The organism is Paenibacillus dokdonensis (assembly GCF_004916975.1).
GTDB classification, from domain to species: Bacteria; Bacillota; Bacilli; order Paenibacillales; family Paenibacillaceae; genus Paenibacillus_AQ; species Paenibacillus_AQ dokdonensis.
Genome location: NZ_STGQ01000001.1, coordinates 2,102,651 through 2,116,440, shown reverse-complemented (window position 1 = coordinate 2,116,440; position 13,790 = coordinate 2,102,651). Strand labels below are relative to the sequence as shown.

Below are 13,790 nucleotides of genomic sequence, written 5' to 3'. Positions count from 1 at the left end.
ATCACACCTATTCACAATTTAAGTAACTATGTGTTATTCACTTTTTCTTCAATCGGGCTGATAGCTTTTAATTGTATTGCAATAATGGCTGCGATAACAGCTTTGATACAATCCCCTGGCAAGAATGCGGTAGCACCTACAAGTCCGGCCCAGACAGATGTATGGGTAATGAACGCCATCACCGGCGCACCAATTAAACTAACTAGCACAACACCAAACACTAAATTGATCAGGATCATTTTCCAAGTTTTTAAGGTTGACCATACCTTTTCCGTAGCATACCCGATACAAAACGCGGCCACTGGCCAGCTTAGAAAATATCCAGCTGACGGTGCTACGAATACGGAAGGACCTCCACGTCCACCAGATAATAAAGGTAAACCTAAAGCGACTAATACGATAAACAAAACCAAACTAATCGTACCCGTCTTCTTTCCTAAAAAGCATCCCGCAAGCATAACGCCAAGTGTTTGTGCGGTAATGGATACCGGGATAAAACCCAGTGGAATCGGTGGAATCAACCCTAATACTCCTATGAATGCTGCGAATAATGCAGCAAAAACCATCTCTTTTGTTTTCATTTTACGTCCTCCATGACAATGTTCTCAAATTAAATATCTATAGAGTCGACATCTATGTATGGGTAAATCATAGCTTGATATTTTTCAATTGTAAACCTAAAATTTTTATTCAGGTTAACAATACTGTTCTATGGGATAATAACAACGGTTTATCGTAAGTCTCTACCTTTTATGAAAAAATCCAATTCCAGTAAAAAAAGTAAAACTAATCAATACAAAACCCTGCTTTTTTATAGGGCAGGGTTTTGCTGTAAAGTTTGGATGCACGCTGTCTGCATACACTATACCCTTCTCGCCCCAATGAGTGGCAAGATATCTTCACCTTTGGATAACATCCAAGTAACCGATAGCTATCCTTTTCGATGTTACGATTGAAAAGAGAGTATTCTGATTCTACCAAACTTATGGGATGAATGGCATGTGCCTATCTTAGCGTATCCGCTCCAACTTGGGTAAGTCCGATATGTTTAACATAACCCGCTTTAACCATATTCTTGAATTGATCTTACAGTTCTTGCACTTTAAGTATGTTGGTGGTTCCTTCCTTACCTATTGGCACTCCAGCAGATATGATCACGTAATCACCTTTTTTGATTAGTCCCGTCCTGATACTATTATTTATTGCTGAATCGAACATATCATCAGTATTTAATGCGGTATCTCCAAGAACGGGTATAACCCCCCATAGAAGGCATAATTTCCGTAAAATATCAGGATGCCGTGTTATTGCAATAATGGGTGCCATGGGGCGATATTTAGAAACCATACGGGCAGTATATCCACTCTCTGTTGGCGTAATGATTGCTTTCGCATTTAACTCAAATGATGAACTCACCGCGGATTGACTGATAACTTCTGTAATATTTATGGCGTGTTGTGCCCTTCGTTTAGAAAATTGTTCAGCGTGGTCCAAACAGGACTCCATCTTCTCCGCCACTGTTGCCATTGTACGGACGGATTCAACAGGATATTTGCCTGCTGCCGTTTCTCCCGATAACATAAGCACGTCTGCCCCTTGTAGAACCGCTGTTGATACATCACTAACTTCCGCCCGGGTTGGACGCGGATTTAATTGCATGGAGTCTAATAAATGGGTTGCTACAATAACCGGTTTCCCGGCTCCATTGCATTTTTCAACGATTTTCTTTTGAACAAGCGGCACTTCCTCCACTGGAATTTCGACTCCGAGATCACCTCGTGCAACCATAATGCCATCAGAGACCTTTATAATTTCGTCCAATTGAGAGACTCCCTCTTCGTTCTCAATTTTCGCAATGATTTGAACTTGCTCCGCCTTGTTTTCCTTTAATATCCTTCTTACTGCCAAAATATCTTCCGCTTTTCTCACAAAGGATACCGCAATGATATCAATTTTGTTATCAAGACCAAACAAAATGTGATTGACATCCCTTTCCGTAATCCCCGGCAACGTGGTTCTAACACCTGGAAGATTAACTCCTTTTCTAGGTTTTACGATACCTCCATTTAGCACTTTGCAATAAATATCTTGACCCTTAATGGATATAACACTTAATTCAATAAGCCCATCATCAATGAGTATTCTTGAACTTGGCTTTAAGACATTAGGCATGTCTTCATAGTTAACCGAGATCATATTTGAGTTACCTAAGATTTGATTTGTAGTAATAACGATCTCGCTATCTTGTATTAATTCAACATACGGATCCTTCAGTTTCCCTATTCTTATTTCAGGACCCTTAATATCCAGCAACACAGGGATAAATGTATTCTGTTTAAGCGCGGCTTTCCGAATATTTTCAATTCGTATTCGATGTTCGTCCAATTCACCATGAGCCATGTTTAATCTGGCTATATTCATTCCGGAATGTATCATTTCATATAGAATTTCATCTGAATCGCAAGCAGGACCCATTGTACAAAGTATTTTTGATTTCCTCATATGACCAACTCCGTTCGAATTTACTTCATTATTATTCAAACGGTTATAATATGGCAATGAACTATAGTATGATGATTGTAAAATAGTACGGGACTTGGGTGACAATATGATTAAGATTCAAAGCGTACGTCAAGATAACGGATTGAATGGGAATGAAGAGAAATGGAACACGGAAGAAGCCGGTTTCAGTTTCGGTATAGTCACATACGGCAAATGTGTTTATTGGATTAATGATCAGAGAATCATCATGGAAAAAGGTGATGCAATTTTGATCCCAAGCAAGTCCCCGTTTTATTGGAAAAGTGTACCTACCGTATTTCATTCAAAATATGTAATAAACTTTAACGTAACCACGGATTCACCGGAGCTACCCCTATTAGGTTCTGAAAAAACTCTCCACTCGAAGTTAGGTTGTTTTGATTTGGTGCATGAACGGTTGAAATTGCTCATCCACCAATGGACTGATAAACATTCGTATTACGACTTATACACGAACGTATTACTCACAGAAATACTAATTCTTTGGAACAGAGAATTGGATCGAGGAACGATTCTTTCTAAGAAATACAAGCATGTTGAATTAATGAAAAGATATATTCAAGATCATTATCGGACAAAGATTACGAAGCATGATCTAGCGGATGTCGTAAATCGAAGTCCAAATCATGCGGCAACCCTCTTTAAGTCCGTTACCGGACAAACCATCAGCGAATACGTCCATGCTTTGCGCATAAAAACAGGAGTGTATATGCTAACCGAGTCTCAGCTAACGGTGGGAGAAATATCCGATTTTTTGGGTTACAGTGACGTGTCATTTTTCAATAAGAAATTTAAAGGGAATACCGGACGGAATCCTTCGGATTATTTAACGGACAGACCACGCATCGTATAAGGCGAACAATGCTCCTATGGCAGATTACGTTACGTAACTCAGCTTCCCTGATCCCTGTGGTAACCAAGTGTTTAAATTATTTTTGAAAATAAAAAACCCACCTGCTTACAGGTGGTCAAGACCCCATTTAGTGGACATTGAAAAAACACCTAGGCTGCAAACTGGCGCCGGTACTGTACCGGCGTCAGTTTGTTTAATTTACGCTGCGGTCGCCTTTGGTTGTAAAATTGTATGTACTTCTCAATTCTCCTTTGTGCCTCTGCCAGATTTCGGATATCATAGGGATAGAGCCCTTCCGTTTTGAGATGCGAGAAGAAGCTCTCCATGGAGGCGTTGTCTAGGCAATTGCCCCGGCGAGACATGCTGATTTGGGCGCTAACCTTTGGCAGCATGTCGTGGTAAGCATGAGACGTGTACTGGAACCCTTGGTCGCTGTGAACGACCAATCCGGACACGTCTTTTCGCTTAGCAAATGCTTTAGCGAACGTCTGAAGTACCAGTTCATTATCGTTACGTTCGCTAAGTTGGTAGGCCACAATCTCGTTATTGAATAGGTCTTTCACTGCCGAAAGATACAGCCAGCGCTCGCCTATCCGGTATTGAGTCACATCCGTCACCCATTTCTGGTTTGGTTTTTCGGCTGTGAAATTTCGCTTAAGCAGATTATCAGCCACGCGCTCGGCAGCCTGGTATGTCATATTAAATCGACGTTTCCGGCGAATGCTGGCTTGAAGACCAAGCTTTTGCATTAGGCGCAGTACTTTCTTGTGATTCATCCATACACCTTCATCCTGCCACAAGAAAAGTTGGATCTGACGGTAGCCATACTTTCCTTCGTAGCGTTGATACACGGTGCGAAGGAGTCGTTTAGCCTCGGCATCTCGGTCATTCTTCTTCCTCTTCAAATACGCGTAATAGCCACTTCTAGAGACGCCAAGGAGCTTGCAGTGTTCGGCTACTTGGCCGACATTCGCTGCTTGTTCGATAAGCTTGAAGCGCTGTTCTTTCCCTCCTGCATCCAGATTTCCAAACACTTTTTTAGCATCGTATTCTCCCGTTTCAACTGCTGAACATATCGCTCTTGATCTAAATATTCCTTCCGCCTTCCTCGTTGATCCAGTAAACCAAACTCACCCTTTTCACGGTATTTTCGCATCCAACGCTTCATCCGACTCTGGTCTTGGATTCCCAAATGATCGTTGATTTGCCGATACGTCCATTTTTCCTCTACGTGCAAACGGATTGCCTCCATCTTGAGTTCCTCAGAGTACGTCTTAAACTTTTGACCTTTTATAGCCATAAAAAATACACCCCCTAGAATTCATCGGTTAAACCAAGGGGTTTTTCCAATGTCTATTCTAAGGGGTGCACTTCACAGGTAGGTAGGTTTTTCTATGTCACTTCAGCGATCTATTCAGCTATTACCGTTAATTAAGGCTTGGAATGTGCCCAAATTATTAGTATTCTGACAGCCAAGATTAAAACTGAAAAGACAGCGAGCTTCCGGAACCATGCTCGATTGAATCAAATAAAACGCGAATATCGCTACCGGAGTTTCCGCTTCCCAGCGCTATAAGCAGCGGCACGAAGTGCTCTGCCCGCGGTACTGCCATCGCTGCATGCGGTGCCAAGATATCATACTGACTCAAGGACTCAATATCCCTGGCAACTACTTTATCTCGAATCCAATTTTTGAACTGCACAGCCCATTCACGAGGTGGAGCATCCTTATCCCGGTCAAAAGCACGAAGATTATGGCTTACGAAACCGCTGCCGATGACGAGAATACCGTCTTTCTCCAGACCTTGAAGTGCTTCACCGATCGCAATTTGCTGTCTGGCCGGTAAGAAAGGATTTACCGATACGGGAACGATTGGAATATCCGCTTCCGGATAAGCATGCATCATAATTGGGAATACGCCATGATCCAGCCCCCGATATTTCTGCTGGACAGGAATATTATTCCGGCGCAGCCGTTCTTCCACGATGGAAGCAACAATCGTTGAACCTCTCGCGGGATACTGTACCTGATAAAAGGAATCCGGAAACCCGTAATAATCATACACCATCTCATGAACATCATCGGTAGCGGCTATAGTCGTCATTTCGCTCTCGAAATGAGCCGAAAATATGACGATCGCTTTAGGGCGATTTTCTTGGCCGAATTGTTTGAGAAACTTCGTAAAATCGGATTCCTCAAATATAGTAAACGGTGAACCATGTGCCAAAAAGACTGGGGAAAGCATAGTCTGACCTCCTTATTTCTGTAACAGTTACATCATGTCGGTAACGATGTTCCATCATGATTTTCTTATGATTTAAACGACAAACTTAAAAGCGCCCAATCGCAACAAACACAGCTAACGCTAACAAAATGATGTTCATCCCGATCCCCTGATATTCTTTTCGTTTCGCGTGAAAGCCGGCAGCCAGTACCATGACTATTGCAAGAGCAATCGCTGCAATCGGTGTCAGGATAGGTAGAATTCCCGTAGCTTGAGGGATGATCAAACCCAGTCCGCCAAGCAGTTCCGAGATCCCGATAAAAGTAACTAAACCTTTTGAATATTCTTTTACCCAGGGCAATGAAGCCTGCGCTTTTTCATACTGAAATGCTTTCATCGAGCCTGCAAAAATAAACATGAATCCTAAAAGTCCCTGGACGATCCATAAAGCAATATTCATAACGGATGCTCCTCCTTGTATATGCCTAACTTATAGAGCTATAATAATGCCAAGGGTCATTCATTGGAAGTAGGCACTTAAATTAAACATAGTATACAAAATGATACCTAGTACCTTGCTTATACTAATACTGTGGGAGGGTTCTGATATGTCAGATGAATGTAGAGTCGAAACGGCATTAGAGATCCTGGTTGGTAAATGGAAACCTGTTATTTTATTTCAGCTATTTTCGAATGGTACGATGAGATTTAGCGAACTACAAAAAGCAATACCGGATATAACAAAAAAAATGCTTACCTCACAATTAAGGGAATTAGAGTATCATGATATCGTTCATCGTAAAATATATCAGCAAATCCCACCTAAAGTTGAATATTCTATTACGGAATATGGAATAGGTATGACCCCTGTGTTGCAGACAATGAATGATTGGGGCATGGCTCATGTGGAGCATTTAAATGAATTATACGGTGAAGTTAGAGAAGTAGAATCGTTCGAGGTAAAAGATGAGCTCGTAGGGAAATAATAAATATGCACACAAAAAATCCGCGAATTTCGCGGATTCGTTAGCTTATATGATCTTATTACTATGACCAACCAAGAAGATCCGATGCCTACGTGGTACCGGATCTTCTTATTTATTTCAGTAGCGCTCTCTGCTTCAATACCAATCCATACATTCCCATTCAAGAAACCGGCGTAATTGTCGGCGTTTTCGGTCCGCTTCGCAAAGCGCGGGTTAATTGCAATGTTGCAGCATAGACGACCAACGAAATAAACAGCGCTCCGAATAACGCAATCGTCTGCCCCAATTCCATGCGTTCCAGAAAACGGTGAGCTGCCAGACTTGTAACCGTCATGACAATGCCTCCCGCTCCCGCTTTGACGATAATACGGAGGTCAAAATAAAAGCCGATTGTAGTAGCGACGGAATAAAAATTCAGCAGGGTCAGCAGCAGGATGCCAAGCCCAAATCCCATCGCAACTCCCTCGATTCCAAGGTTAGAACCGAGCACATAAATCAGACTCACTTCAAAAATATTCGTCATCACATGATTCCACATGACGGTTGACGCTTTGCCCAAGCCCAGCAGAATCGCTTGCAGCGGCGCCTCAAAATAATGGAGGAAAAATAAAGGTGCAAGCAGCTTGAGCAGCACGCCAGCTTCTGGCGCATGATAGATTAAGGTCGCTAACGGTACTGCCCATAGATATAAGATGATAGTACAGGGCACACCGACAATAAGCGCGGTACGCATGGCCATGTCCATGCGGCTGTGCATGAGCTTAGTATTGTTGTCCACACTTGCCTCGCTGATCGCCGGAATTAACGCTGTCGACAGCGATTGGGTAAAGAAGCTGGGGAGGAACAGCAGCGGAATGGCATAACCGGCCAGCAGACCGAATTGCTTGGTCGCCACCTCCACGCCGACACCGAACAGCACCAAGCTCTTCGTAATCAGAAGCGGGAGAAATGCATGATAGATGGAATGGATAAATCCGCTGCCTGTCATCGGCAAGCCGATGCGCAGCAAATCTCTCAGCGTGCGATCTCCTTTAAGCGAAGCGCTTGGCGCAATGGGCGGGGTTTCCTTGACTTTCCCCCGATTGTCCCATTTGAATACGGCAAACAAATAGATTAAACCAACGCCTTCACCAATAACTGCAGCACCCATCGCCCCTGCCGCAGCGTAGGCGATACCGTACGGAAGCAGCACTTTGACAACTCCGATGATGACGAGGATTTGTGCCAAATTTTCAATGATGTCAGATAAGGCGAGGGGGTTCATGTTCTGTCTACCCCGAAAGTACCCCTTCAGTACAGCCGACATCGCGATAATAGGAATGATTGGCGTAATGGCGACCATTGCATAATACGCCCGCTGATCGGCTAAAACAATCGAGGCGATCCACTTGGAGCCGAATAGAGCCGCCAAGGTTAATACAACACTTAAGCTTCCTGTGACCGTTAAGGATACGGCGAGAATACGTTTTACTCGTGCTTCATCCCGTTTAACCTCTGCCTCCGATACCAGCTTCGAAATCGCAACAGGCAGCCCAAGTTCCGTCATCGTAATAAACAACGGAAGCAGCGGATGAGCAATCATAAGCAGCCCTACGCCTTCTGCTCCCAAAAAGCGTGCCAGCAATATTCCGTTAACAAATCCAAGCCCTTTTGTAAAAAATGACGATACGGTCAAAATAAACGTCCCGCGAATAAAGCTTTGTTTATTCATTCCCATCTGCTGCATCTCCACCCTACTGTCTGTCCTGTTCTACTTTCTAAACTTATTCGAGCAATAACCAATACATGCAGACAAGTATGTACAATTGATGTAAAGATGCAAAAAAAGAACCTCAAAACACAAAAAAACCGCTGTATTTTCCTTCATGGGAAATGCAGCGGTAAAGGCAATTAAAGCATGTCTACATGGTCCTGTCCATTAACGTTGAAACTTTTATCACAGTTTAATAGTTGATTCTTTAGTTCTTCCCGTTTAACCATTTCGAGATACTCCTTCGTGATCCTATTAACATCATCTGCCTTCTATTTCACAGATGGTTCTATCGAGATTTCATCTTTATGAATTTTCACACTGAGCACGAGGCCGATCGCAATCATATTGCTAAGAAGCGAGCTGCCGCCATAACTTATGAAAGGCAAGGATATGCCCGTCAAGGGAAGCAAGCCGATATGCATTCCGATATTAACGGAAACTTGAAAAATGATCATTGCGATAAACCCGATAACCAAATATGATCCTGCACGTTCCCTACTTTCCATGGCAATATGCACCATTCGATACACGAGCAGTAGATAAAACAGCAGCAGCACGGAAGAACCTATAAAACCATATTCCTCGCCAATGACCACGTATATCGAATCAGAATACGCATAAGGAATAAATCCTTTACGTAAATAGATTCCGTCGCTTCCTGTCAATCCTCCCGAACCAATCGCCGTCATTGCGTTTTTAACATGCCATGATTTATCGGGATCGCTGGTTGGGTCCAGAAAGGTCTGAATTCTTGACATTTGGTGTGGCTCTACAATTTTAGATAACAATTCGAAGTTGGCATAATATAACCACAATATTGTGCCGATCGTAGTGATCAATAAACCAAGGAAAAGAATCATATATATTGAACGGATGTTACCAATCCACAGCATACTAATTAATATGCCAACGAAAACGAGAGAAGTGCCTAGATCGGGCTGATCCATGATTAAGATGAAAGGAATCAAGAAAATGATGCAAATCGGAACTAAATCTTGAAAAAGACGGAGCTTCATTCCCTCCCGCTTACCCAATACATGAGCAATCAGTAGCACTGTGAATATTTTAGCCAGCTCAGAAGGTTGAAGCTGAAAGCCCCCAATACTTAACCAACGGGATGCACCGTTAATGTGTTCTCCGAACAATTTGACCACAACAAGCATCGCTATGCCGATCCCATAGAAAAGGTAGGACAACCTGCCCAATAGAATTTTGTAATCCAGCAATGCGAGAAATAACATCGGAATGCAGAATGCACCGAATAGATATAAATAGCTAATGTGAAGGCCATCTAAATGTGTATCTGTTGTTGCCCCATAAATGGCTACGGTTCCAATGGCAACAAGACACAATATAAGAAAAAGCGTTAATTTATCAAGTTTTGCAAGTTTGCTGGTGATAAACATATGACAACCTCTATTTTGTTGAATTTCTGTCGTTTTCTTTACGTCTTCTATAGTTGTCTCGAGAAATGCTAATTAGAATACCTGTACATGCCAAACACAAAATGAGCGAAGATCCTCCATAGCTGATAAAAGGAAGAGGTACCCCTGTAATGGGCAGGCTGCCGATTACAGCACCAATATTCAACATCATTTGAATACATATCATCATAACGATTCCCATGCCCAGCATTAGGCCAAATGGATCATTACTCCTGATTGCAGCAATAAAACCCCGCCAGATAAAAAGAAAAAATACGATGATGAGCATTGACGTGCCAATAAACCCCAGTTCCTCGCCAACCACAGCAAAGATAAAATCGGTGTAGGCTTCAGGCAAATAAAAGATCTTTTGCACACTATGACCGATTCCAGTCCCGCGAAGACCTCCATTCCCTAACGCATAAAGCGACTGAATAAGCTGATATCCCGAGTCATCCGGATGATCAAGTGGATGTAGAAAAGAAGTGATTCGCTGGAGACGATAGCTCTTACTCATGGCCAGGTAAATCAAAACAGGAACGAGCGCCAAGAACAGGATGATAAGGTGACGGAGATCAACACCGCCGACTAAAAGAATCGTTATTGCAATAAAGAACAGGATTAACACCGTGCCGAAATCGGGTTGTTTCATGACAAGCAACAGAATGATGCCTATCATGACCAAAATGGGTAGTAAGCCTCTACGAAAATTCCGGATTTGATCCCCTTTTTTACTAATGATTGCTGATAAATATACGATAATGGATAACTTGGTGAACTCTGCCGGCTGCAAATTAAAACCGCTCAACACAAACCATCTTCTAGCACCGTTGATGTTCGCGCCCCCTATTAATACAAGCATTAGTGCGAGCAATGAGAACAGCAGCAGAATTGGCGAAGCCTTTTTCCACCGTGAAAAAGGAATACCCATAAAAATGAACATCACAAATAATCCGATGAGCGCAAATACGCCTTGTTTCACGACGTAGTGCCACGGACTATTATGTTTTAATATGGCAACCGGATAGCTTGCGCTAAATATCATCATTAATCCAAAACCAACAAGCAGCACCGTTAAAAATAGAAGTACATAATCAGGGCGTCCTCTTATTTTACTGTTCAAATCATAGAACACCTCCATCAACGACAAAGACTATCCTTGGGACAAATTACTCAAGATTCAATTCTTCGTGAAAAGCCTTTTTGGATAACAGCTTTAACTTATCCTCACTCAACCTGTAGACATCTAGTCCTTTTCCTGCGTCACCCAACGACCAGCCTAACGCAAGTTCGTTATTTCCATCATGATCAATATCAAAAATTCCGGCATACTCCAGACCGTAACCAAATCCATTGACTTCCGAGATCTTTTGCCAGGTCTCATTTTGCTGCTTAAACAGCGCGGCTTTTAGAGTATTACCTATGTTTTCATTGTCTTCATATACAACGACAGCTTCGTCGATACCGTCTCCGTCCATATCTCCGAAAGAAATATCTTGCCCCTCTTGTCCCTGTATTGGTGCTAACAATTGCGCTTTCTCAGGTAATAATTTGATCAACTCTTGGCTTGTCTTATATCGCTGCATGTTTGCTTTTGATAAAGGAGGTTTTATCGTATCTAGTGGTGTTGCTGGAACCCCGCATCCTCCGAGCAACCATAACGTTGTCAACATGGCACCTATTCTAATGAACTTGCTCGGCATTAGGATCATCGACTCCTCGCTTATCAGCTTATTTAGTATTCTATCTGTGAAAGGGAATAAAGTGGTTATGAAATAGTTAAATTTGAGATTCCCTTATACCGGCAGTTCAATTTGGACGATCGTTCCCTTGCCCACCGTACTGGTTATTCGCAGTTCTCCATGATGCAGCTTAATGATCTGCTCAGATATGGCTAGACCCAAACCACTGCCTGAAGCATGTTGATCCCCTTTGTAGAACTTTTGCAGTACATTATTTAAATCCTCATCTGTAATTCCTGATCCTGTGTCCTCAACGATAATAACGACTTTGCGTGGAGCCGTATAAGCATGAACCAGGATTCGCCCAGAGGGAGACGTGAATTTGATTGAATTATCAATGAGATTAATCAGTACTTGCTTCAACCGATTCTCGTCTGCTTGAATGGTAGGAAGGGCTTCGCCTGTTTGTATTTCGAGTGATATCCCTTGGCGAGCAGCTCTTGGGGCCAGTTGTCTGACAATACGCTGTATTAGTTCCGTTAGATCCACAGGTTCAAAGTGAATGGTAATTCTTCCATTGTCCAATTTAGAGAAATCTAACAGTTCATCCACCATACGGGTTAACCGGTCACTTTCTGATTCAATAATATCCAATCCATCATGAAGCAAAGGTTTGTTGTCCACCCCATTCGATTTCAAAGTGATGATCCATCCTTTAATCGACGTTAGTGGCGTACGCAGTTCATGCGACACTGAAGAAATAAAATCATTTTTAAGCTGTTCGCTCTTCGTTATTCGACTTGCCATCATATTTAACGTGTCTGCCAAGGTACCGAGCTCATCACGGTAGCGCTTATGCACTCTAATACTGAAGTTTCCTTCAGTCATCTGGTCGGCTGCCTGTTTAAGGTCTTTAATGGATCTTGTAATGGTCCTTGATAGTACGAGTCCAAGAATGGTAACGATCGCAATAACAAGCATTCCGACACAGATCAGTAAGACTGTGATTTGATTAACCGTACTTATTGTTTCGGTTAACGAAGTGATAAATCGGACTCCTCCAACGATAGTATCATTAGCTTTTAAAGGATACGACACCGCTAATATGGCTTCTTGGGTTGCAGGGTCCTCTCCTTTCCAAACGCCAGGAAGACCTTTAACAGCTTCTTGCACATCAACAAATTTCATCATGATATTGTTACCCGGAAGTCCGGTAGAGTCCTGTAATAGTCGACCCGATGGATCAATAATCTGCACTTGTGCATCGGAATTGTTGGCAAACCCTTTCAGTAATCGTTCCGATTGTTTCTCCAGATCCTCATCTGCAAAATATTGCTGAAAAAAAGAAGCGGATAACTCCGCTTGATTCATCAGAATTCGCTCTATATTGTGAAAATAATAATATCTCAGGGAAAAAACAAGAAAGATCTCAAGGATGAGCACCGTGAGGCAAATGACCACAAGATAACTTCCGACTAATCTTTTCTGGATACCCATTAATTCAATCGTCCTTCCTGAAGCGATATCCTAGTCCCCATACCGTTTCAATCCAATGAGGCTTGGAACAATTATCTTCGATCTTTTCTCTCAGCTTCCGCACATGAACATCTACCGTTTTAGGATCTCCAATATAATCCTCTCCCCATACGAGATTCATTAATTCATTCCTGGAAAGTGCTGTGTCTGGATGCTCCAGGAAAGCCCTGATCATTTGGAATTCCTTCGGTGTTAGTTCGATATAAACGTCATTTTTGAACACCTTATTCGAATTCAGATCCATACGAATGGGTCCGGCTTGAAGTACGCTTTTTGGCGGTTTTAAAGCGATTTCTGTTCGGCGTAATATTGCATTAATTCGTGCTACCAGCTCTAACGGATTAAAGGGTTTGACTATATAATCGTCGCCGCCGAGTTCAAGGCCCTTGATTTTGTCCAGATCTTGTCCACGTGCTGTTAAGAAGACAATGATGACCGCAGGATCCCGTTCCCGTATCTTCCGGCAGACTTCAAATCCGTTAGCATCCGGAAGCATAATGTCCAGAACAACAACGTCAGGCCGATTCGTTGTGAAGCTCTGCAACGCTTCATCTGCAAACGCAGCCTCACTGACCACGAACCCGTTTGTAGTTAAATTGATTGATATAAAACGTCTAATATTGTCGTCATCTTCAACAATAAGTACATGATTACGATGTTCCGTTCCCAATATTCCCACCCCTATAACCGGATTCCTGGCAAGTAAAATGCAAAAAAAAGGCTCTCCCTGTTAAGAGAGAGTCTTGTGCTTTAGATCCTTATTCGTACTTGCACCTTCATACTGCGACTG

14 protein-coding genes are annotated in these 13,790 nt (G+C 42.6%); 2 read left to right on the top strand and 12 right to left on the bottom strand.

Annotated features, from left to right (window positions below; translation table 11 throughout):
- Positions 1-26: 26 nt before the first annotated feature.
- On the bottom strand, positions 27-581 hold the full coding sequence (locus E6W40_RS09830; RefSeq protein WP_136605316.1) for a biotin transporter BioY: 555 nt from the start codon (positions 579-581) through the stop codon (positions 27-29).
- A gap of 505 nt (positions 582-1,086) precedes the next feature.
- Positions 1,087-2,502 (bottom strand): pyruvate kinase, encoded by a 1,416-nt coding sequence (gene pyk / locus E6W40_RS09820; protein ID WP_136605315.1) that lies wholly within the window; start codon positions 2,500-2,502, stop codon positions 1,087-1,089.
- Between the two features lie 106 nt (positions 2,503-2,608).
- Between pyk and E6W40_RS09815 the strand changes: the two genes are divergently transcribed.
- A complete protein-coding gene (locus E6W40_RS09815; RefSeq protein ID WP_136605314.1) occupies positions 2,609-3,394 on the top strand; it encodes an AraC family transcriptional regulator in 786 nt (261 codons plus the stop codon).
- A 149-nt stretch (positions 3,395-3,543) separates the two neighbouring features.
- On the opposite strand, the gene E6W40_RS09810 is transcribed toward E6W40_RS09815, so the two are convergent.
- From E6W40_RS09810 to E6W40_RS09795, 4 genes are all read right to left on the bottom strand, one after another.
- Complete coding sequence (locus E6W40_RS09810) at positions 3,544-4,428, bottom strand: IS3 family transposase (RefSeq protein ID WP_168928788.1); 885 nt, start codon at positions 4,426-4,428, stop codon at positions 3,544-3,546.
- Positions 4,350-4,694, bottom strand: coding sequence for a helix-turn-helix domain-containing protein (locus tag E6W40_RS09805; protein ID WP_246072784.1), 345 nt, complete (start codon positions 4,692-4,694; stop codon positions 4,350-4,352). The genes E6W40_RS09810 and E6W40_RS09805 overlap by 79 nt, the downstream gene beginning before the upstream one ends.
- 178 nt (positions 4,695-4,872) lie before the next feature.
- A complete protein-coding gene (locus E6W40_RS09800; protein WP_136605313.1) occupies positions 4,873-5,640 on the bottom strand; it encodes a DODA-type extradiol aromatic ring-opening family dioxygenase in 768 nt (255 codons plus the stop codon).
- Positions 5,641-5,725: 85 nt separating this feature from the next.
- Positions 5,726-6,079: a DoxX family protein gene (locus tag E6W40_RS09795; protein WP_136605312.1), complete on the bottom strand. Its 354-nt coding sequence runs from the start codon at positions 6,077-6,079 to the stop codon at positions 5,726-5,728.
- A 148-nt stretch (positions 6,080-6,227) separates the two neighbouring features.
- Between E6W40_RS09795 and E6W40_RS09790 the strand changes: the two genes are divergently transcribed.
- On the top strand, positions 6,228-6,605 hold the full coding sequence (locus tag E6W40_RS09790) for a winged helix-turn-helix transcriptional regulator (RefSeq protein ID WP_136605311.1): 378 nt from the start codon (positions 6,228-6,230) through the stop codon (positions 6,603-6,605).
- Between the two features lie 160 nt (positions 6,606-6,765).
- On the opposite strand, the gene spoVB is transcribed toward E6W40_RS09790, so the two are convergent.
- From spoVB to E6W40_RS09760, 6 genes are all read right to left on the bottom strand, one after another.
- Positions 6,766-8,322: a stage V sporulation protein B gene (gene spoVB, locus E6W40_RS09785; RefSeq protein ID WP_136605310.1), complete on the bottom strand. Its 1,557-nt coding sequence runs from the start codon at positions 8,320-8,322 to the stop codon at positions 6,766-6,768.
- A 305-nt stretch (positions 8,323-8,627) separates the two neighbouring features.
- On the bottom strand, positions 8,628-9,764 hold the full coding sequence (locus E6W40_RS09780; RefSeq protein ID WP_136605309.1) for an FtsW/RodA/SpoVE family cell cycle protein: 1,137 nt from the start codon (positions 9,762-9,764) through the stop codon (positions 8,628-8,630).
- A gap of 10 nt (positions 9,765-9,774) precedes the next feature.
- Positions 9,775-10,905, bottom strand: a complete 1,131-nt coding sequence (ftsW, locus tag E6W40_RS09775; protein ID WP_136605308.1) for a putative lipid II flippase FtsW — start codon at positions 10,903-10,905, stop codon at positions 9,775-9,777.
- A gap of 46 nt (positions 10,906-10,951) precedes the next feature.
- Entirely contained in the window at positions 10,952-11,485 is a 534-nt protein-coding gene (locus E6W40_RS09770; RefSeq protein ID WP_168928874.1) for a hypothetical protein, read from the bottom strand.
- 93 nt (positions 11,486-11,578) lie between these two features.
- Positions 11,579-12,835 carry a sensor histidine kinase gene (locus tag E6W40_RS09765; RefSeq protein WP_246072941.1) on the bottom strand — a complete coding sequence of 419 codons (1,257 nt, stop codon included), beginning with the start codon at positions 12,833-12,835 and terminating at the stop codon, positions 11,579-11,581.
- A gap of 130 nt (positions 12,836-12,965) precedes the next feature.
- Positions 12,966-13,670: a response regulator transcription factor gene (locus E6W40_RS09760; protein WP_136605305.1), complete on the bottom strand. Its 705-nt coding sequence runs from the start codon at positions 13,668-13,670 to the stop codon at positions 12,966-12,968.
- Positions 13,671-13,790: the final 120 nt, after the last annotated feature.